This is a genomic window from Streptomyces sp. B6B3 (assembly GCF_039871525.1).
Classification (GTDB): domain Bacteria; phylum Actinomycetota; class Actinomycetes; order Streptomycetales; family Streptomycetaceae; genus Streptomyces.
The window spans coordinates 158,562-178,241 of the sequence record NZ_JBDPLU010000012.1; the positions used below are offsets into that span (position 1 = coordinate 158,562).

Genomic DNA, 19,680 nt, shown 5'->3' on the forward strand with positions numbered 1-19,680 from the left:
CGTCGTTCTTGAACGAACGACCGACCAGGGAGCGGCCATGACGAGGATCAGGATCGCCAACGCGCAGTTCTGGGTGCACGACCAGGACAAGGCGCTCGACTTCTACACCGGGAGACTCGGCTGGGAGGTCCGGGCGGACGTGACGATGGAGGCATGGAGCTTCCGGTGGCTCTGCGTCGCCCCGCCCGGCGCGGACGGTCCGGCGCTGGTGCTGATGCCGGTACCGGGCCAGCCGATGCTGGACGAGGCGAGCAGGGCCCAGCTGTCGGATCTTGTGGCCAAGGGCGCGGGCGGCACACTGTTTCTGGAAACCGACGACTGCAAGGCCGCGTACGACGAGCTGTCCGCCCGTGGCGTCGAGTTCAACGACCCACCGACGGCGCAGCCGTACGGAATCGACACGTCGTTCCGGGACCCCTCGGGCAACAACATCCGGCTCACGCAGGTGATGGAATTCGACCCGGAACGGCACTGACTCGACACCGCGGTCAGCCTCCTCCCGAGACCCATCCCGAAGCAGTTCGCTGGTTACGGGTCCATCCGAGGTCGGGAATCACGTGAAGCCGGCCGACCACGCGGATGCTGGGGAGACGACCGGGGTCTTCAGGCCGCCAACTCTCCTCGTTATGCTGTGCGTTTGCTTGCGGGAGGTAAGACTGGTGGTCAACATCAAGGGCGGGAAGGGCGGGGCGCACGCGCCCGGAGAGCGCCCGGGGCCGCCCGCGCCGCCCGCCTTCCCGTCGCCAGCGCAGCCGCCGACGCAGCCGGAGGCTGGGGCGGACGGAGCCGAGCGGCCCGGGTACGAACGACGGCCGCACGTACGCTTCTTCGCCATCTACGGCCTGCTCGTCGGGACCGTGACGACGTGCGTCGCGTTGCTGTTCGCGCTGGTGATCGACTCCGAGCCCGACCTGAACGGCCAGCCCGACACGCCCATGCCGACGGCCTGGCCCTCGGGAGTTCCGACCGACTTCCTCACGGAGCTGCCGACGGACTTCTCGACGGACTTCTCGACGGACTGGATGACCGCCCTGCCGACCGAGCTGCCGACCGGGTTTCCGACCTACCCGACGGACTATCCGTCCGGCTTCCCCACGGACTTCCCCACGGATTTCCCGACCATCGACCCGTCGTTCTTCTCCGACTTCCCGACGGACGAGTGGACGCTGCCGACCGAGCTCCTCGGCGAGTCACCGGAGGCGCCGTGACCGTGCCCGCGAACGCGCCGGCGCCGCCCCCCTTCCGCCCGCCGCCAGTCCCGTCCCACCCACCACCGTGGCCACCGCCCGCATGGCCCACCGTGCCCGCCACGGCCGGGCCCCGGGACACCCGGGCCCGCGCCGTGCTGCTCATCCTCGTGCTGATGCATGTGGGGGTGGGCATCGAGATGCTGATCGACCTGAACCGCCCCGCCCTCCCGCTCCTGGGCGACGGGGCGTTCAGCGTGCTCAACGAGAACGTCGTCGCGTGGCCGTTCGGCAGACTGATGGTGCACGGCTTCCCGGCCTGCTGGTCGGCCGCCGCCGTGGTGGGCCTGGTCGCCCTGGCGGGCGCCGGCCGCTCGCGGCGTTTCACCCGGGGCTGCCAGGCAGCCGTCGGCGCGTTGCTGCTGCTGCCGTTCGCGGCCGTCGCGGTGGCGTTGACCAACATCTTCGTCTCGCCCGGTCTCACCACGCTGGCCCTCCTGGGGTGCCTGCCGAGCACCGTGCTCGGCGTCCTGGCCATCCATGGAGCGCAGCGGTACCGCAGGATGCCGCTGTGGCTGCCGCTGGCGGCCTTTGGCGGAGGGCTGTTCATGGGCGGCGGCTTCGGCGCCACGATGGGCATCTGGCTGGGCGCCTATCTTCCCAACTACCTGGTGACGCAGGAGATGGGCGCCGCGCAGCTGGACCACACCGTGACCACCGCGATGTACGTCGGCGCCGGAGTGTTCGAGGAGTTGGGCAAGGGCGCGGCCATCGCGGTGCTGTTCCTGCTGTTCCGTCGCCACTTCGACGGCGTGGTCTCCGGGGTCGTGATCGGGGCCGCAGCCGGGCTCGGCTTCAACTACATGGAGAGCGTCCTCTACATCACCTCCGGTGACGGCGTCTACGCCAACCTCCAGTACTGGTTGCGGCAGTCCCTGGGCCTGATGGCCGCGCACACGGCGTTCACCGCGGCCATCGGTGCCGGCTTCGGCATAGCCCGCCAGCTGCGGACGCCCGGCGCGCGCCGGGCGGTCATCGCCTGCGGCTTCCTGGCCGCCATCGGCACCCACGCGACCAACAACCTGCTGCTCCGCTACTTCCAGCACGAGGTGGGCGACTGGTTCCCCGACGCGAGCGACGCGGTCTGGGTGCTGGTGGTGTTCCCCGTCGCGATCCTCCTCCTCCAGGGGCCGCTGCTGCTGCTCTACCTGTTGCTGCTGCGGCGCGGGCTGCGCGGTCAGGCCGCCGGGCTCGCGGTCGAGTTGTCCGTCGAGGCGGCGCGTGGCCACGGCGCGGTCACCTGGGACGAGTTGCCGGCGCTGCTCAACCCGGCACGCCGGTTCCGGATCAAGGTCGACGCGCTGCGGCGCGGCGGCGGGTTGCGCGCCTACCGCCGCCTGGCCCGGCTGCACGCCGCCCAGTTCGACCTCGGCATGCTCCAGTGGCACACCTCGCGCGACGAGGTCGACCCCTACGACACGCGTAACGAGGCGCAGCTGCGTGAGCGCGTGCTGCGGCTGAAGGCGGAGGGCGCGGTGCCGTTCCCCAGGCCGAACGTCGGGGTGGCCCCGTGAGGCGCCGCGCCGTCGCCGCGCTGGCGAAGCTCGCGGCCCTGGCCTGCTGGACCGCGGTGCCGCTGCTGCTGAGCGCCGGGCCCGCCCAGGCGGCCTGCGGCGGGCTCACCTACGCGGAGCGACAACAGGCCCCGCGCGCCGACGACGGGGACGGCCTCACCGGGATCATCGAGGACCTGGAAGACCTGTCCGACCCGGGGTGTCACTCCTCGGCCCCCTGGGTCGGCGCCGCCGGTCTGGGCGGCGCCGCCGGCCTCGGCTGGGCCGGCTGGACCCTGTACAACTACTGGGCCGGTGGCCGTCCTTCGGCCATGGTCATTCCGCCGGCCCTGCAGCCGGCGGGCGCCGGCGCCTCGCCACCGATGCCGCCCCCGGCACCCCCGCCGGCGCCGCCCGCCGCGGCCGAGCCACCGCCGGAACCCGGCGGCCGGCCCGGCCCGGGGGTCCCGCCGGTCGACGCCCGCGGCATGAGCGACGCGATCCGCGGCTCGGCCCGCATGCCGGGCGGACAGATCCCGTACCGGGACCTGTCCCCGAAGGCCAAGAACCTGGTCCGAGGGCTGGAGTCGCACGGCCATGTCGGCATTCGCACCGGAGAGATCAACGTCTCGCACCTGACGGAGCTCCAGAAGTTCAGCGGGGTCGAGCACGCGATCATCCAGAACCGGGACGGTGAGTTGCGCCTGTTCCGCGGCGCCGAACGCACTTCGGCGATTCCCCGGGAACTGCGCGGCCAGGGTTACGACTTCATCGCCCACACTCACCCGGAGGACCGCATGCCCGGGCCACCCACCGATATCGAGCGGGCGTGTGGTATCGCGAACAGTATGAGTCGGGACCTTGCGAACAAGGTTTCCGACCATGTCGAGGTGGTGGTCAGCAGGGACGGGAACCTCCGCTTCTTCGACGGCGGCGGAATTCTCGACCTGCCACCCGGATCATTCCCGTCGGGCGGTCCGGTGAACGACCGCGGATTCATCGTTCCCGTCCCCAGAATTGGCTGACTGATAGCCTGAGATCGAATGAAGGAGGTGTTCCCCGCCATGGACGATGACACGACATCGTGTCGGCTCTGTGGAGAGTTCGTCCTGCAGATCCCGGGATGGACCGGCATCGTCCACAGCTACTGGCTGCTGCGGACCACCTGGAACCCCAGCCACCAGTTCTTCCACGGCCCGCTGCACTTCTCCTGCCTTGAGCGGTGGGAACATCGCGAGGCCTTCCGGCAGGAGCTGGCCGGCATCCTCACCGGCCGGGGCCGCCCCATCACCGTGGCAGCCGAGGGAGGCGAGGGGGCCGAGCACACGCTGGAGCAGCCCGGCCTCTACTACGGTGAGGAGCTTCACCGGGACGCCGACTGCGCCATCCACCGGAACACCACCACGGACAGCTGGCTCGTGCTCACCGCACAGGCTTCCTGGGTCACCTTCGGCCCGGAGCAACTCCGCGCTCTCGGCCAGGGAGATCCGGCCCGCGTCGCGGAAGGCGGTGAGCGGGTCGCCCTCCCCGAGGACCCCGGCCCGGACATCGAATCGGCGACGCTGCCGGAGCTGCTCGACCTCCTCGGCAGCCGCGGGCGGTATCCCGGCATGCTGGAGAACGGATCCCCCGACTATCAGTTCTGGAGCTACTACCCCAGGAAGCGGGTCCTGGAGTATTCGGTCGACATCGATCTCCCGCTCCCGGCCTCGGCGGTGGAATTCCTCGCCGAGTACGCCCACGCCTACGAGCCGCTCTCCTTCGATGATTCCGAATAGGCTCCTGCGCGATTCCCGCGTGGTGGTGTAGCAGCGTCATGCGAGGCTTGGCGGCGAAGGTACTGATGCCGGGGGCCCGCGCGCATGGCGTCGCTGATCCACTCGGGCGGGCGGTTCCCGTCGGTTGCCGCCTCGCCGTTTGGTCCCTGCCACTTTCACGTGACCTTCGTCGACTTCTACGGGCCGCCCAGTCGCTTGTTCATCGTGTCCAGTGTCGGCCAGGGAGGACCGTCGTGCAGCGCGCGCAGGAGTTCTTCTCCGAACAGCCTCCCGTTCGGAAACTCGTCGCCACGGTCCCAACGCCACGCCGCGACCATCGCGAGGACGAGCTGTCGGCACTCGTCCAGCAGCCCTTGGTCGATGTTCGGGTAGTGCTCGCAGACCGCCTCGGGAACATGGGCGAGGTCGAACTCGACGGGTCCACGGCAGCACGTCTCAAGGTCGATGAACAACGGGCCGTCCTTCGTGCCGAGCACGTTGCCCGGATGCGGCTCGCCGTGGAGCAGTTGCTCCGCCGCGCCGCGCGCCTCGATCGCTCGTCGCAGGCTTGCCAGTCTGCCGCTGAGGAAGACGCGCTCCACGTCGGCGAGCTCCGGCGAGCGATCCGGGTCGGCGACGATTTCTTCCGCGTCCGTGATCCGGTCCGTGAACCGTGGGCTCGGCATATCGACCTTGCGCATGCCGACGTGCAGCAGTTCCAGCGCCTTGGCGCAGTCGGCCGGTGAGACGCGAGGTGTCACGGGCTCGTAGTAGGTCCACAGCGTCACGGCGAAGCCATCGCGCGTGTACACGCGCGGTTCCGCCCGAGGCTCCAACGGACACATCGGGCATCCGACCTCGACGAGCCGCTGGGCGAGCTCGACTTCGAACCGGGCGACCTCCTGTCCCACGGGCGCGACCCGGGCGAAGACGTCGCATGGCGTCAGTCGCAGTGCCAGCTTGTTCGAGTTGTGGAGCACGATCGCGTCGCTGACCGGCAGGCCGAGCGATGCGACGACCGACGTCGCAGCCGCCATCGCACGCGTAACGTCGGACGTCTCCATTCTCGAACCCTGGCACACCGGCCGCCGGCAGTCTCCTCGTTTTCCGCTTCCGCTTCCGCGTCGGGCGCGGGTCGGCTCGTGCGAAGCTGTCAGTCCCCGCGTGGCGTGGATGCCGGGGGACCCATGACGCCGCCACCGGGTTCGGCCCCGTTGCCGCCACGAACGGAGAGCAGGCGCACGCGGTCGTGGGCGTCGTCGGTCAGGAAGGCGGCCAGCGCCCGGCCCTCCTCGATGACGGCCGTGCGGTCCGCCGCGGACAGGGGGCGCAGCGGCGTGACGGTGAGGGCGGCCGCGTGGAGCGTCCAGGTGGCGGCGACGCGGCCGTCGACCAGGACGGCGCGTTCGCCGGCGACCGACAGGCCGCGGTGGGCGTCGTCGATGATGCGGGTGCGGTCGGCGTAGCCGAGTATCGCGTTGTCGAATGCCGGCAGGAACGTCACGGGGGCGGGTGTGTCCGGGTCCGGGCGCGGGGCGTCGGGCAGGTCGAGCAGCTCGCGGCCCCGCTCGTCGCGGAAGGCGACGAGCTCCTCGCGCATCGCCTTGACCGCCGCCGGCAGCCCCGCCAGCCCGCACCAGGCGCGCAGGTCGGCGGTGGCGGCGGGCCCGTACGCCGCGAGGTAGCGGCGTACCAGCGCCTGGCCGGTCGCGTCGGCGGGGTCGTCGGGGCGGAGCGGGTCGACCTCGCGCCCCAGCCACGTCGCGAGCGGGACGTTGCGTACGCCGCCCTTCGCCCGCCACAGCCCGCGTGGCGGCAGTTGGACCATCGGGACGAGCGCCGAGACCAGCAGTTCGCCCAGCGCCCGGCGCGGCGGCCCCGGCCAGCGGTCGGCGAGCGCGCCGACCAGCTCCGCCATGGTGCGGGGTCGGCCGTCGGCCATCACCGCGCGCCCGGCCGCCGCCAGCTCGGCGAGGTCGATCCCGGCGAGCTCCTGGCGGTAGGTCGACACCACCCGCTGGCGCAGCATCGCGTCGTGGCGGGCGCGCCAGGCCAGCGCGTCGTCGGCGGCGACGAGGTGGACGGTGCGCCGCATCAGGTGGGTGCGGACGACGTCCCGGCTGGTCAGCAGGGTGTTCAGCGTCGATGGTGCGAAGTCCCGCACCCGCGACCACAGCCCGGTGAACGGTTCCTGCGGCTCCTGGGCCTGGAGGCCGCACAGCTGCCGGACGACGGCGAGGGGCGGGGCGTCGGTGCGGGCGAGCAGGAACTGCCGGGCGAGCGTGGCGCGGCCCAGGGCGCGGGTGGTGAGGACGGCGGTCACGCCGTGACGTCCAGGACCCAGGTGACGCCGAAGCGGTCGGTGAGCATGCCGTGGAGCGGCGCCCACCCGGCGGGCCGCAGCGGCCGCACGACGGTGGCGCCGGCCGACGGCTTCTCCCACAGCGCGGTGATCTCCTCGGCGCGGTCGAGCGCCGCGCGGGCCTCGCCGGGGTAGTTCAGGTGGGTGGTGGTCGTGACGGGCATGGCGGTCGGCTCCTTCGGCGCGTACGGGGATCGGTGACCCCACCATCGCAGCGGTAGCGGTCAGGATGTGTCCGCTACCTGCGGCAGGATGAAGCGCGTGCCGAAGACGTCCGCACGACTGCTCGTGCTGCTCTCGCTGCTGCAGACCCGCCGCGACTGGCCGGGCGCGGACCTGGCCGCGCGGCTGGGCGTCAGTCCGCGCACGGTCCGACGCGACGTGGACCGTCTCCGGGAGCTGGGCTACCCGATCACCGTCGCGAAGGGGCCGGGCGGCGGCTACCGGCTGGACGCCGGATCCCGGCTGCCTCCGCTGCTGTTCGACGACGACCAGGCCGTCGCCCTCGCCGTCGCGCTGCAGACCGCCGGCATCGGTGACGCGGCGGCGCGCGCCCTCGCCACCCTCCGGCAGGTGCTGCCCGCCCGGCTGCGGCACCGCATCGCCACCGTTCAGGTCACGGCGGTCCTGCCGCCCGGGGCCCGCCCCGCCCAGGCCGACGGCCAGGTGCTCGCCGCGCTCGGTGCCGCCATCCACGCCGGCGAGGTACTGCGCTTCGACTACACCCCCGTCGGTCCCACCCCGACCGGGCGGCGCCGCGCCGAGCCCCACCACCTGGTCACCTGGTCGGGCCGCTGGTTCCTCCTCGCCTGGGACCTCGACCGCGAGGACTGGCGCACCTTCCGCGTCGACCGCATCGCGCCCGCGCGCCCCACCGGCCCCCGCTTCACCCCGCGCGAGGTGCCTGGCGGCGACGTCGCGGCGTTCATCACCAGCAGGTTCCAGGGCGCCGAGCGAGTGGCCGACTGGCCCTGCCGCGGCGAGGTGATCCTCGACCTGGCCGCCGCCGACGTCGCGCCGTACGCCCACGAGGGGGTGGTGGAGGAGCTGGGCCCTGGCCGCTGCCGGCTGGTCCTCGGCTCCTGGTCGTGGATCGGCCTGGCGGCGGCCATCGGCCGGTTCGACGCGGACATCCACGGAGTACGGCCCGCCGAACTCAGGGAGGCCTTCGCGCACCTGGCCCGCCGCTACGGGGAGGCGGCGGCGCCGTAGCCGCGTACCGCGGACGCACGACGGGCACGACGGGCACGACGATGCAGGCGGAAGACGGGCGCCGGGAATGCCGGGTGCCCGGTGGCCGCGGGAGGGGGCGGGAGGCGGGGATCGTCCGCGGTTGGCCGATGTGCGCGGCCGCCGCGCTCTCGCCGCTGGTGACGCGCCCCGGGCGTGACTGATCCCCGGTGCAAGGCCGTTGGTCTCAGGGGTGGCGTTCGACGTCGGTGGTGGCGCGGAAGGCGGCGGCCGCGTCCATCGACTCGATGCCGTAGGTGATCGAGCCGACCGGTGTTCCCCCGGCGGCGGCGTGGACGCGGGCCGTGGCGTCGGCGCCGAGGCCCCCGTACATCTCGATGAGTCCGGCCCGCGTACTCGCCGCGACCCGCTCGGCGGCCTCGATGTCCGGCACCGCCACCACGGTGAACGTGGCGCCGCCGCCGTTGTCGAGGACGGCCCGGTCGCGGTCCGGGTCGGCGCCCGGCACCAGCACCAGGAACAGCTCCGACTGCACCTGGCCGGTCAGGAACGTCAGGTGGAAGCGGGAGATCTCCGCCAGCGACTCGCTGCCGTAGCCGATGGCCCCGACCGGAACCCGGTCACCGACCTCGGCGATCACCCGCGCCGCGCCGACCGGTCCGAACCCGCCGCACAGCTCCACCAGCCCGGCTCCCTCGGCGACCAGACCGGCGACCACCGGGGCGGCCTCCTCCTCGTCGGGCACGGCGACCAGCGTCACGCGGCGCCCCCCGCCCGCGAACACGATGCGGTCCTTGTGCGGGTCGGCGCCCGGGCGCGGGTAGATCACGACGGACTGTGCGGGTGTGGACGTGGCCGGCATGGCGTTCTCCCTGGATGGTGTGCCGTTGGGGACATCCATGACGCTAGGTGGGACCGCTTGTGACCGACTTACCGTCTGCTTACGATCACCCCGTGCGTTTCGGGGTGCTGGGCCCGCTGGCCGTCTGGACCGACGCCGGCAGCCAGGTCGCCGTGCCGGGCGCCAAGGTGCGTGCGCTGCTGGCCGACCTGCTGGCCCATCACGGGCGCGCGGTCCCGGCCGAGGCCCTCGTCGACGATCTGTGGGAGGGTCTGCCGCCGGCGAACGCCGCCGGGGCGCTGCAGTCGAAGGTGGCGCTGCTGCGGCGCGCGCTGGAGAACGCGGAGCCGGGCGCCCGCGCGCTGGTGGAGACCGCGCCGCACGGGTACCGGCTGCGGGCCGGGCCGGAGCGGGTGGACGCGGCGGCGTTCGGCGCGCTGGCCGCCGAGGGCCGCTACGAGGAGGCCCTGGCCCTGTGGCGCGGCCCCGCCTTCGCCGGCTACGCCGACGCGCCGTTCGCCCGGGCCGCGGCCGAACGCCTGGAGGAACAGCGCGTCACGGCGTTCGAGGGGCTCGCGGAGCAGCGCGTCGCGCGCGGCGAGCACCAGGCGCTGGCCGGCGAACTCTCGGCGATGCTCCAGGCCCACCCGCTGCGCGAGCGCCTCCACGCCGTCCGTATCCACGCGCTCTACCGGGACGGGCGCCAGGCCGAGGCGCTGGCCGCGTACCGCCTGATCAGGGACCGGCTCGCCGAGGAACTGGGCGTGGACCCCGGGCCGGAGCTGGCCGCGCTGCACCAGGCCGTCCTGCGTCAGGACCCGGCGCTGGCCGGGCCGGCGGCTCCGCCCCGGGCGCCGGAGCCGGAGCCCGTCGAACCGCTCGCCTCCCACCTGCCCGCGCCGCTGAACGCGCTGGTCGGGCGGGACGAGGCGGTCGGCGAGGTCCGGGCGTTGCTGCGGTCCCACCGGCTGGTGACGCTGACGGGCCCGGTCGGGGTGGGCAAGACCCGGCTGGCGCTGGAGGCCGCCGCCGGGCAGGAGAGTGCGTGGCTGGTCGAGTTGGCCGGCGTCGACGCCGCCGGGGCTCGCTGGGACGCCGCTGTGCTGACCGAGCGCATCGCCGTGACCCTCGGCGTCCGGGGCGATCTGGGGCGGGCGCTGCGCACCCGGGGCCGGCTGCTGCTGGTGCTGGACACCGTCGAGCACCTCGCCACGCCGGCGGCCAGGCTGGTGGTGGCGCTGCTGGGCAGCGTGCCCGGGCTGAGGATCCTGGCGACCGGTCGGGAGCCGCTGGCGGTGCCGGGCGAACGGCTGTGGCCGGTGCCGCCGCTACCGCCGCAGGCGTCGGTCCGGCTCTTCCGGCAGCGGATGTCGGACGCCGACGCCGACGCCGGGGTGGGCGGCGAGGAGGAGGCCGACGCGATCGCGGCGGTGTGCCGCGCGCTGGACGGGCTGCCGCTGGCGATCGAGCTGGCCGCCGCCCGGGCCCGTACCCTCGGCCTGCCCGAGGTGGCGGCCCGCCTCGACGACCGCTTCCACCTGCTGGGCTCGGGCACCCGCACCCTGCGCGCCGCCTTCGACTGGAGCTGGGACCTGCTGGACGGCCGCGAGCGTGCCGTCCTGCGCCGCCTGGCGACCTGCGCGGGCGGGTTCGACCTCGCCACGGCCGAGGCCGTCGCGGCGGGGGCCGGGGTGACCCCGGGCGAGGTGGCGGGCACGGTGGCCGACCTGGCGGACCGCTCCCTCGTCACGCTGCCGCCGCGGGCCGGCGGGCCGCGGCGGTTCGGGATGCTGGAGAGCGTCGCGGCGTACGCGCGCGAGCGCCTGACCGAGGCGGGCGAGGCCGCCGAGTGCGCCGAACGCCACGCCCGGCACTTCGTGCGGCTCGCGGAAGAGGCCGACGGCCAGCTGCGCGGCCCCGGGCAACGGGAGTGGCTGGCCCGACTCGACGCCGAGACCGCCAACCTGCGCGCCGCCCTGGACCGAACCCTCGAACGAGGCGACGGGCCGACGGCGCTGCGGCTGTGCGGCGCGTTGGGCTGGTACTGGTTCCTGCGCGGACGGTATCGCGAGGCGCACCGCTCGTTCGGCGCCGCCCTCGACGCGGCCGGGACGGCAGGCCGGGATCGGGCCGGTGCCCTGGTGTGGCGCGCCGCGCTGCAGGCGTGGGAGCGGATGCCGGACCGTCCCGTGGAGCCACCCGGCGACCAGCTGTCACCGCGTGAGCGCTGGCTACTGGGCTTCGCGCGGTCCGACGGCGGCGAACTCCCCGCCGCCATCGCCCTGGTGAGCGCCGCGCTGGCGGACTTCCGCCGCCTCGACGACCCCTGGGGCACGGCGGCGGCCCTGAGCGTCCTGGGCTGGGAGTCGCTACGCCAGGGCACGCTGGACGCCGCGCGCCGCGAGGGCGAGGAAGCGCTGGCGCTGTTCCGCGAGACGGGCGACCGCTGGGGCCAGGCCCGCGCCCTCCAACTCCTCGGCGTGCTCGCCGAGGTGGACGGCGACTACGAGCACGCCGGCCAACTCCACCGCGCCGGCCTGGCGTCGGCCGAGGAACTCCAGCTCTGGCCCGTCGTGGTCGAGGAGACGTCGCAGCTCGGCAGGATCGCCGCGCTCGCGGCGGACTACGGACAGGCCGACACCCACTACCGGCACGCCCTGCGGGTGGCCCGCGAACACGGCTTCCACCACGGCGTCGTCCACGCACGCGTGGGCCTGGGCGCCTCGGCCCGCAGACAGGGCCGACTGGACGCCGCCGAGGAACACCTGCGCGCCGCCGAGACCGCCCACCGCCAGGACGGCTACCGCTCGGGCCTGGCGTACGTCCTGGCCGAGCTGGGCTACACCGCGGAGCTACGCGGCGACGCCGACGTGGCACGGACCCGACACGAGGAAAGCCTGGCGCTGGCCCGCGAGACCGGCGACCCGCGGGCGGTGGCGCTGGCCACCGAGGGACTGGCGGGCGCGGCATCGCTGGCGGGAGACCCCCAGGAGGCGGCGCGCCTCCTCGCCCAGGCCCACGCGATCCGGCCCCTACCACCCGCCGAACGCACCGACACCGACCGCATCACCGCACGCATCACCGCCCAGCGCTGAACGAACCACGGCTTGGCTACTCGGTCGCGGCGGTGAGCCGTGCCGCGAGTGTCGTGACCGCGGCGCGGAGTTCCTGGCCGCCGTCCACGCGGAAGGCGAACGGTACGGTCGCCAGCCACTCCTGCGCGTACATGGTCGGATTGCGTGTGCTGCCGACGAGCACGCACCCGGCTCCGTCCGCGGACGGTTCCAGTCGTCCCATGGGAGGGCGGATCCAGGGAGCGACCTCGGCCAGGGGAGCGTCGAACGCCACCCGGGTGGGGAACTGCCATCCGAGTCCCAGGTTCTCCTCCAGCACCGCCACCGGGTCGAGGCCCTCGGGCGGTTGGAAGCCGTGCGGGGTCTGCTGGACCGAGCGGATCCGGTCGACGCGGTAGGTGCGGATCGCGTCCGCGCGGTGGGAGTGGCACAGCAGGTACCAGCGCGCGTGGCGGACGACGACCGCCCAGGGATCCACCTCGGCCTCCCACTCGGCGCCGGACTCGCCGCGATACGCGACCACCACGCGCCGCCGGGCGGCGACGGCGGCGACGAGTGTGCTGGTGGTGGCCGGATCCGGACGGGCCGCCGAATGACGGTCGGGCGCGGCCGCCGCGTACGCGCGCAGAGCGGCCGCCTCGCGGCCGATGCTCTCGGGCAGCGCCCTGATGACCTTGCTCAGGGCGGCACCGACACGGTCGTCGGGGTCGGCGTCGGGGTCGGCCGCCGCCGGCTGGCCGTCGAGCACCGCCATGACCAGCGCCAGTGCCTCGGACTGAGTGAAGTGGACCGGCGGCAGTCTCGTCCCGCGCCCGAGCCGGTAGCCGCCATGGGGTCCCCGGGCCGACTCGACGGGGATGCCGGCCTCCCGGAGGATCCCGACGTACCGGCGCGCGGCCCGCTCCGTGACGCCCAGCCCGCGGGCGAGTTCGCCGGCCGTGGTACCCGGGCGGCTCTGGAGGATGTCGAGGGTGCGCAGCGCACGGGCGGTGGGGCTGAGGTCGTTCGGCACTCGGGCAGGGTAGTCGGCCACCGGGAATTCCGGCAGCCGATCGTCCGGAACCGGTCCTAGGGTGACGCCATGGACATCCTGCTCATCGGCGGGCTGTGGCTCGCCGGATCCGTCTGGGACGACGTCGCGTCGGCGCTCACGGCGCTCGGCCACCGCCCCGTGCCGCTCACGCTCCCGGGCCAGGGGGACGGCTCCGTCTCCGCGACACTCGACGACCAGGTGGCGACCGTCCTCGCGGCGGTGGACGCGGCGCCGGAGAAGCCCCTGGTGGTGGGGCATTCCGCGGCCTGCACCCTGGCCTGGCTGGCGGCTGACCGCCGACCGGAGCGCGTTGCCCGGGTCGCCCTGGTCGGCGGTTTCCCGTCCGCCGAGGGGGAGTCGTACGCCGACTTCTTCGAGCTGGTGGACGGCGCCATGCCGTTCCCGGGCTGGGGCCCGTTCGAGGGGCCGGACGCCGCCGATCTCGACGCGGAGGCCAGGCGGGCGTTCGAGGCCGCCGCGGTCCCCGTGCCCGCGGGCGTGGCCAAGGGCGTGGTGCGGCTGACGGACGCGCGCCGGTTCGACGTGCCGGTCGTCCTCGTGTGCCCCGAGTACACACCCGCCCAGGCGAAGGAGTGCGTCGACGCGGGTGACGTGCCCGAGCTCGCCAGGGCCACGCAGGTCGAGTACGCCGACATCAGCTCGGGCCACTGGCCCATGCTGACCCGACCCGACGAACTCGCCCGCCTCCTCGCGGCGGCGGCCACCGGGCCCTGATCTGACGAGCGGTCGTCAGCAGCTCTGGAAGAGGAACTCGGCGTTCTTGCCGTCCGGTGAGAGGAACAGGTAGCCGACTCCGTTGTCACCGAAGTTGACCTCGAAGGGCAGCTGGTAGGAGTCGAGCTGGGCGACCAACTGCCAGTCCTCGCCCGGCGGGTCGTCGCCCTGCAACCAGACCGGCACCACGTCGGGGCCGCCCAGCTGGTTCATCCGGATGCTGCCTTCGGCGTCCTTCCGGCGCTCCGTGAGCAGCTCCTCCAGCCGCTCCTCCCGGTCGTCCTCATCCTCGTCCTCGACCGACTCCATGTCCCGCTCGACCTGGGAGAAGTCGATCTCCTCCTCCACCCGCAGCAGGTGGGCCCGTTCCAGCTCGGTTGGGCCGGTGGCCGCCGGCCGCGTCTCGAAGGACTCGGTGACCTGCCCGCCCGGCTGGACGACGGTGGCGTGTTCGCCCGAGAACCCGATGGCGAACAGGTACACCATCCGGTCCCCGTACCCGCCGCCGTCCGCCGCCGGGACCCGGAACTGTCCCATGAACGAGGCGAGTTCGTTCTCGTACGGGTCGACCGGCCACCGCGGCTCCTCCAGCCAGTGCGGTAGGCCGCCCAGCCTGGTGCCGTCCGTGACGGCTGCCTCGGCGTCACTCGCCGGATGGTAGGACGTGAAGCGGTACCGCACAGGAATCCCCCGATGTCGACCGACCTGCCGTGCCACCAGACAAGTTACCGCCCGTCACCGACAACCGGGGCCTGCCCCAGCCGCCGAGACCCGCGCGGTCCCTACCGAGCCGGCCGCGTCGCCGGACGTGGAGTACGGCGAGGGTGCGCGCGGTGACCAGTGCGGTGGAGGCGAGGGCGGCCGTGCCCGTGAGGATCACGAGGGCGGGCCATATGTACATGAGCTGGGCCAGCGTCCCCTGCCGGTTCGTCAACAGGCCGACCAGGCTGGTGAGCTCGACGAAGAGGAGGAGGGGAAGGAGATGGGGCAGGGTGCGCAGGGCCGCCCGCCACAGCGGGCGGTCCGCGGTGCGCCGCGCCCAGCGGGACGCCCGGACGACCCCGAGCGTGCCGAGGGCGAGCGCCAGCAGGGTGAGCGCGGCGAGGACGTAGTCGGCCCGCATGCTGAACGGCGTCCCCACGCTGGGGGACCTGCCCTCCGCCAGGTCGATCAGCCCCTCCAGCATGACGGCGGCGTCGTCCCCGGAGACCATCGCGGTGTTGGTCGTGATCGCGATGCCGATGCCGCTGTCGGGCAGCAGGGTCTGGATCGAGTTCTGGGTCAGGAGCTGGCCCGTGTGCTGGATCCGCCGGGGCTCCTCGCCCGACGGGCTCACGGACCACCCCATCGCGTACTCCCGGCCCTCGGGCGGGGTGTGCATGGCGTCGATGCTCGCCGCGGAGACGACCCGGTGGCCGGCCGCGGAGGTGCCGTGGTTGTGCTGCGCGATCAGCCAGTCGGCGAGGTCGGCGGCGGTGCTGACGACGCCGAAGGCTCCGGCGGCGAACCAGCGCGGGTGGGCGCGGGAGAAGAGCATCCCGTAGGCGCGGACGTAGCCACGGGCGTGCTCCGGCATGTCGTCGGTGGTGTCGACCGATGCGGTGTGGGACATGCCCAGCGGCCGGAACACGTTGGCCGCCAGATAGTCCGCGAAGGGCCGTCCGCCGACGACCTCGACCAGCCGTGCCGCGACGGCGTAGTTCGTGTTGTGGTAGTTCCACGCGGTCCCCGGGTCCGCGGCGAGACCCGCGTCCCGCAGGGCGGCGACCGCTTCGGCCAGGGTGTCCGGTTGGGGGCGGGTCAGGTCGGGGTGGGCCGAGTCGGCCATGCCCGACGTCTGGGTGAGGAGCTGCCGGACGGTGATCTCGGCGGCCCGGGCGTCGTCCATCGTGAACTCGGGCAGGTAGCGCCGGACCGGCTGGTCCAGGTCGACGGCGCCTCGTTCGACCAGTTGCATGACGGCCAGCGCGGTCATGGACTTGGAGAGCGAGGACACGGGCACGGGGGTCCGCGCGGTCATGGCGTCTCCGGCCGCGGTGTGCCCGTAGCCGGCCGCCCTGATGACCTGGTCGCCCCTGGTGACCGCCACCGCCGCGCCGGGCAGGTCGGTCCGTTCCAGGTAGGCGTGCACGTAGCGGTCGATCGAGGCGCCGTCCAACGTGGGGGTGGGCGAGGAGGCGGCCGCCGAGGTGGCCGAGGGGCACCACCACGCCGCCGTGGCCAGCGCCAGTGCCGCCGCCACCAGCCTGCCCGTCCCGCGTCGCCTGCCGTCGCGGCGGGCACGCCCGAGCCGCGGCGGGCGCCACCGGCCCGGCCCGCCCGTCCCGCGGGATGTGCTGTCGGTGCTGTGGTCGGTGCTGCGGTCGGCGCTGCTGCCGGCGCTGTCGTCTGTGCTGGTTCGCATGTTCCCATCGCAGCCGAGACGGGCCGGCACGGCACTGGCGTGCACGGGAGTCCGGAGGTAGTGCCGGCACTACCGACCCGGGCGGGACGTCCGGGTATGTTCGCCGGGTGCGTTCCCGAACGGCCTGGCAGGCTCTCGCCCAGCGTCCCCTGAGGTTCCTGACCTCGGCGTGGCCGTGGCGCGCGCTCGCGTACCTGGTGTCCGGGGTCGCCTTCGGCGCGACCGCGCTGACCGTGCTGCTGGTCCTCGCCGTGGCCGGGCTGGTGTCCCTGATCGTGGTCGTGGGAGCCGTGATCCTGCTGGCGGTGGCGCTGTCCGGCATCCTCGTCTCCCGGATCGAACGCTGGCGGCTGCGGCTGGTGGACCTGGATCCGGCACCTGACCCGCACCGCCGGCCCGAGCGTCCCGGGGTGCGGTCCTGGCTGGAGACCCGGCTGCGGGAGCCCGCGACCTGGCGGGAGCTGGGCTTCACCGCGGTGTCGTCGACGGCCCTGTGGTGGATGGATCTGCTCGTCCTCGGCTTCGCCCTGGGGCTGCCGGTGCTGCTCATGACGTCGCCGGTGGACGATCCGGGCGCCTGGCCGTGGGTGGTGGTCGGGCTGTGCCTGCTGCCCGCGGCGCCCTACACGGTGACCGCCTGGGCGGGCGCCCGAGCGGCGCTGACCCGGCTGCTCCTCGAACCGAGGGACGGCGAACCGGGCCGGCAGCTGAACGAGATCCGAGCCTCCCGGGCCCGGCTGGTGGACGCCTTCGACGCGGAGCGCCGCAGGATCGAACGGGACCTGCACGACGGCGCCCAGCAGCGGCTGGTGTCGATCAACGTCATGCTCGGCATGGCGCTCCTGGACGCGGAGCCCGGCTCGCCGGTGGCCGAGCGGCTCGCCCTCGCCCAGGGCGAGCTGTCCTCGGCGGTGCACGAGCTCCGCGAGCTCAGCCGCGGTGTCCACCCCAAGGCCCTCGCCGACCACGGGTTGGCCGCGGCCGTCGACAACCTCACCGCGCGCTCCGCGGTGCCGGTGACGGTCGACGTCGAGCTGCCGCACCGGCTGCCCGTGGCCGTGGAGAGCACCGGGTACTTCGTCGTCGCCGAGGCCCTGGCCAACGTCACCAAGCACAGCCGGGCCACGGCGGCGGAGGTGTACGCCCGGGTGCGCGCGGACGTACTGACGTTGACGATCCGCGACAACGGCGTGGGCGGGGCCGACGCGGCCGCGGGCACCGGGCTGGTCGGCCTGGCCGACCGCGTCGCCGCCGCCGACGGCAGGCTGCGGATATCCAGCCCGGTGGGCGGCGCTACCCTGCTGCACGTGGAGCTCCCGTGCCGTTGAACGTCGTGCTCGCCGAGGACTCGGCCCTGCTGCGGGACGGCCTGATCGGCGTGCTGACCCGCTTCGGCCACCACGTTTCGGCGGCCGTCGGCGACGCCGACGCGCTGATCGCCGCGACCCACGAGCACGCCCCCGACATCGTCATCACCGACGTGCGGATGCCGCCGGGCCACGGCGACGACGGGCTCCGCGCCGCCATCGCCCTGCGTACCCACCGGCCTGCCCTGCCCGTTCTGGTGCTCAGCCAGTACATCGAGCGGTCCTACGCCACCCACCTCCTCGACCTCGGCAGCGAGAGCGGCATCGGTTACCTGCTCAAGGACCGGGTGAGCGCGGTCGCCGAGTTCGCCGACGCCGTGGCACGCGTGGCCGCGGGCGCGACCGTCATGGACTCCGAGGTCGTACGCCAACTCCTGGGCCGACGGCACGATCCCCTGCGGCGGCTCACTCCACGGGAGCTCGAGGTGCTCGCCCTCGTGGCCCAGGGACGCTCCAACGCCGAGATCGCCGGCGACCTGTACGTCACCGAGGCCGCGGTCAACAAACACGTCAGCAGCATCCTCCAGAAGCTCGACCTCCGTCTGGACGGCCCTGGACACCGGCGCGTCCTCGCCGCCCTCACCTATCTGCGGGCCTGAGGCGCCCCCGGGCTCTCCCAGCGGGTCGACCCGGCCGGGTCGGCCACGGCGCCGCCGGGCCGCCGGCCGGCCGCGGGCGAGGCCGGTCGCCGCGGTGCCCCGGGCAGGGGCGGCGTGGGAGGCCGGGTGCGGATCAGCAGGATCGCGGGGATCGCGGCGAGGAGGAAGAGGACCCCCGCCATCGCGACGTAGAGGTACACGCCGGTCGCCGAGCTCACCGCGGCGCCGTCGGCGTGCGTCTCGGGAACCAGGGTCGCTCTGAGCACCTCGCCCCCGGCGAAGGTGAAGACGACCGAGCCGAGGGCGAGCACGACCGACACCAGGCCGGCGATCGTGCCCTGCCGCTCGGGTGCTTCGAGGCTGGTGGCCAGGTTGTAGCCGGAGGCGCCGATCGCGCCGGCGGCCATGCCGACCACGGCGCCGCAGGCGATCGCCAGCGGGAGTGCCGACACGCCCGCCAGCATCGCGAAGGTTCCCACGGTCCCGACGGCGATGCCGCCGAGGAGGGGCGGTGTGGGACCGAACCGTCCCGCCAGCCAGCCGGCGCATATGCCGCCGACCACGATGCCGGCGTTGGGCGTGGCGAGCAGCACCGCGACCGACTCTCCGTCGCCCAGCCCGTAACCGAGCCCCAGGTCGGGGGGCACCTGCGCGACGAGGCCCGTCAGTTGCAGCATGCTCCGGAAGGAGCCCGCCGCCAGCACCAGGGCCAGCAGCGTCAGCAGGATCGGGCGGCTGAGGGCCCGGATGTCGATGATGGGCTCGTCGAGTCGCAGCGCGCGGAACGCCCAACCGGTCAACGCGGCGGCACCGGCCGCGAGCAGCGCGATCATGCCCCCGGACAGCCATCCGAGATCCCTGCCGAGGCTGATGTAGGCGAGCACCGCGCCGAGGCCGCCGCCGAGCAGGAACGCCCCGCCCAGGTCGATCCGGCCGGCGCCGCGGATCGGCGACTCCGGGATGAAGGCCCGCACGCAGAGCGCGGCGGCCGCGGCGAGTACCGCCGCCGTGAGGAAGACGCTCCGGTAGCCGAGCTCCTCGATGACCGGCTGCATCAGGTACGGCTCGATGACCCCGACGATCGACGAGCCGGACGTCACGAGCCCGACCAGGGCCATCGCCACCCGCGGGGTGCAGATCTGGCGGGCGAGGGCCACCGTGATGAAGACCGCGGCGAAGGCGGCGCCCTGGAGGAAGCGCCCCACCAGGAAGATCCAGACGTTGGGGGCGACGAGGCAGACCAGCGCTCCCGCACAGGCGACGAGCAGCGTGCCGACGAGTATCCGGCGCGTGCCGAAGAGGTCGGAACTCTTCGCGAGCAGCGGCGACCAGATGGCCCCGGCCAGCATCGCGCTCGCGTTCAGCCACGCGACCTGGTCGGTGTCGAGGTGTTCCAGTAACTGGGGCAGGACCATCATCGGCGAGCCGATGGCCACGTCGGCCAGGACGTTGGCGAGGGTGAGAACGGCCGCCCAGAGAACGAGCCGCTTGCTCCAGCGGTGCTCCTGGACGCCGGGGGCGGGCTTTTCCAGTGTGGGCTCTTCCAGCGTGTCTGTCACGGTGCGTGCTCTCCAGCG

The 19,680-nt window shown here is 73.7% G+C and carries 18 protein-coding genes; 10 read left to right on the top strand and 8 right to left on the bottom strand.

The window, feature by feature from the left end; genetic code table 11:
* Positions 1–37: 37 nt before the first annotated feature.
* The 5 genes from ABGB06_RS24060 (at position 38) to ABGB06_RS24080 (ending at position 4,518) form a co-directional block, all read left to right on the top strand.
* Complete coding sequence (locus ABGB06_RS24060) at positions 38–475, top strand: VOC family protein (protein WP_347592782.1); 438 nt, start codon at positions 38–40, stop codon at positions 473–475.
* 166 nt (positions 476–641) lie between these two features.
* Positions 642–1,208, top strand: a complete 567-nt coding sequence (locus ABGB06_RS24065) for a hypothetical protein (protein ID WP_347592784.1) — start codon at positions 642–644, stop codon at positions 1,206–1,208.
* A gap of 92 nt (positions 1,209–1,300) precedes the next feature.
* Positions 1,301–2,761 carry a PrsW family intramembrane metalloprotease gene (locus ABGB06_RS24070; protein WP_347592786.1) on the top strand — a complete coding sequence of 487 codons (1,461 nt, stop codon included), beginning with the start codon at positions 1,301–1,303 and terminating at the stop codon, positions 2,759–2,761.
* A complete protein-coding gene (locus tag ABGB06_RS24075; RefSeq protein WP_347592788.1) occupies positions 2,758–3,765 on the top strand; it encodes a hypothetical protein in 1,008 nt (335 codons plus the stop codon). The genes ABGB06_RS24070 and ABGB06_RS24075 overlap by 4 nt, the downstream gene beginning before the upstream one ends.
* Before the next feature lie 39 nt (positions 3,766–3,804).
* A complete protein-coding gene (locus ABGB06_RS24080) occupies positions 3,805–4,518 on the top strand; it encodes a hypothetical protein (RefSeq protein WP_347592790.1) in 714 nt (237 codons plus the stop codon).
* A 176-nt stretch (positions 4,519–4,694) separates the two neighbouring features.
* On the opposite strand, the gene ABGB06_RS24085 is transcribed toward ABGB06_RS24080, so the two are convergent.
* The 3 genes from ABGB06_RS24085 to ABGB06_RS24095 all read right to left on the bottom strand — a co-directional run bounded on the left by ABGB06_RS24085 (position 4,695) and on the right by ABGB06_RS24095 (position 7,023).
* On the bottom strand, positions 4,695–5,561 hold the full coding sequence (locus ABGB06_RS24085; protein ID WP_347592792.1) for an aminoglycoside phosphotransferase family protein: 867 nt from the start codon (positions 5,559–5,561) through the stop codon (positions 4,695–4,697).
* Positions 5,562–5,650: 89 nt separating this feature from the next.
* On the bottom strand, positions 5,651–6,820 hold the full coding sequence (locus ABGB06_RS24090; RefSeq protein ID WP_347592794.1) for a winged helix DNA-binding domain-containing protein: 1,170 nt from the start codon (positions 6,818–6,820) through the stop codon (positions 5,651–5,653).
* The gene (locus tag ABGB06_RS24095; RefSeq protein WP_347592796.1) at positions 6,817–7,023 is read right to left on the bottom strand and encodes a hypothetical protein; all 207 of its coding nucleotides are present in this window, start codon (positions 7,021–7,023) and stop codon (positions 6,817–6,819) included. Before ABGB06_RS24095 ends, ABGB06_RS24090 begins: the two co-directional genes overlap by 4 nt.
* Before the next feature lie 97 nt (positions 7,024–7,120).
* On the opposite strand from ABGB06_RS24095, the gene ABGB06_RS24100 reads away from it, so the two are divergent.
* The gene (locus tag ABGB06_RS24100; RefSeq protein WP_347592798.1) at positions 7,121–8,071 is read left to right on the top strand and encodes a WYL domain-containing protein; all 951 of its coding nucleotides are present in this window, start codon (positions 7,121–7,123) and stop codon (positions 8,069–8,071) included.
* A gap of 205 nt (positions 8,072–8,276) precedes the next feature.
* Here the strand turns inward: ABGB06_RS24100 and ABGB06_RS24105 are convergent, their stop codons facing one another.
* Positions 8,277–8,912, bottom strand: coding sequence for a DUF6506 family protein (locus ABGB06_RS24105; protein WP_347592800.1), 636 nt, complete (start codon positions 8,910–8,912; stop codon positions 8,277–8,279).
* Between the two features lie 92 nt (positions 8,913–9,004).
* Between ABGB06_RS24105 and ABGB06_RS24110 the strand changes: the two genes are divergently transcribed.
* Entirely contained in the window at positions 9,005–11,986 is a 2,982-nt protein-coding gene (locus tag ABGB06_RS24110) for a BTAD domain-containing putative transcriptional regulator (protein ID WP_347592802.1), read from the top strand.
* A 16-nt stretch (positions 11,987–12,002) separates the two neighbouring features.
* On the opposite strand, the gene ABGB06_RS24115 is transcribed toward ABGB06_RS24110, so the two are convergent.
* Positions 12,003–12,977, bottom strand: a complete 975-nt coding sequence (locus ABGB06_RS24115) for a WYL domain-containing protein (protein WP_347592804.1) — start codon at positions 12,975–12,977, stop codon at positions 12,003–12,005.
* A 69-nt stretch (positions 12,978–13,046) separates the two neighbouring features.
* On the opposite strand from ABGB06_RS24115, the gene ABGB06_RS24120 reads away from it, so the two are divergent.
* Entirely contained in the window at positions 13,047–13,733 is a 687-nt protein-coding gene (locus ABGB06_RS24120; protein ID WP_347592806.1) for an alpha/beta fold hydrolase, read from the top strand.
* Between the two features lie 15 nt (positions 13,734–13,748).
* Here ABGB06_RS24120 and ABGB06_RS24125 read toward each other — a convergent pair whose 3' ends face one another.
* On the bottom strand, positions 13,749–14,414 hold the full coding sequence (locus ABGB06_RS24125) for a hypothetical protein (protein WP_347592808.1): 666 nt from the start codon (positions 14,412–14,414) through the stop codon (positions 13,749–13,751).
* A complete protein-coding gene (locus ABGB06_RS24130; RefSeq protein ID WP_347592810.1) occupies positions 14,377–16,137 on the bottom strand; it encodes a serine hydrolase domain-containing protein in 1,761 nt (586 codons plus the stop codon). Before ABGB06_RS24130 ends, ABGB06_RS24125 begins: the two co-directional genes overlap by 38 nt.
* 107 nt (positions 16,138–16,244) lie before the next feature.
* On the opposite strand from ABGB06_RS24130, the gene ABGB06_RS24135 reads away from it, so the two are divergent.
* Complete coding sequence (locus ABGB06_RS24135; protein ID WP_347592812.1) at positions 16,245–17,465, top strand: sensor domain-containing protein; 1,221 nt, start codon at positions 16,245–16,247, stop codon at positions 17,463–17,465.
* The gene (locus tag ABGB06_RS24140) at positions 17,456–18,103 is read left to right on the top strand and encodes a response regulator transcription factor (protein WP_347592814.1); all 648 of its coding nucleotides are present in this window, start codon (positions 17,456–17,458) and stop codon (positions 18,101–18,103) included. The genes ABGB06_RS24135 and ABGB06_RS24140 overlap by 10 nt, the downstream gene beginning before the upstream one ends.
* Here the strand turns inward: ABGB06_RS24140 and ABGB06_RS24145 are convergent.
* Positions 18,088–19,662 carry an MFS transporter gene (locus ABGB06_RS24145; protein WP_347592817.1) on the bottom strand — a complete coding sequence of 525 codons (1,575 nt, stop codon included), beginning with the start codon at positions 19,660–19,662 and terminating at the stop codon, positions 18,088–18,090. The two genes, ABGB06_RS24140 and ABGB06_RS24145, sit on opposite strands and share 16 nt — an antisense overlap.
* Positions 19,663–19,680: the final 18 nt, after the last annotated feature.

Coding starts and splice junctions, on each gene's coding strand:
- ABGB06_RS24060 (WP_347592782.1), top strand. CDS start 38: ATGACGAGGATCAGGATCGCCAACGCGCAGTTCTGGGTGCACGACCAG.
- ABGB06_RS24080 (WP_347592790.1), top strand. CDS start 3,805: ATGGACGATGACACGACATCGTGTCGGCTCTGTGGAGAGTTCGTCCTG.
- ABGB06_RS24085 (WP_347592792.1), bottom strand. CDS start 5,561: ATGGAGACGTCCGACGTTACGCGTGCGATGGCGGCTGCGACGTCGGTC.
- ABGB06_RS24095 (WP_347592796.1), bottom strand. CDS start 7,023: ATGCCCGTCACGACCACCACCCACCTGAACTACCCCGGCGAGGCCCGC.
- ABGB06_RS24105 (WP_347592800.1), bottom strand. CDS start 8,912: ATGCCGGCCACGTCCACACCCGCACAGTCCGTCGTGATCTACCCGCGC.
- ABGB06_RS24120 (WP_347592806.1), top strand. CDS start 13,047: ATGGACATCCTGCTCATCGGCGGGCTGTGGCTCGCCGGATCCGTCTGG.
- ABGB06_RS24130 (WP_347592810.1), bottom strand. CDS start 16,137: ATGCGAACCAGCACAGACGACAGCGCCGGCAGCAGCGCCGACCGCAGC.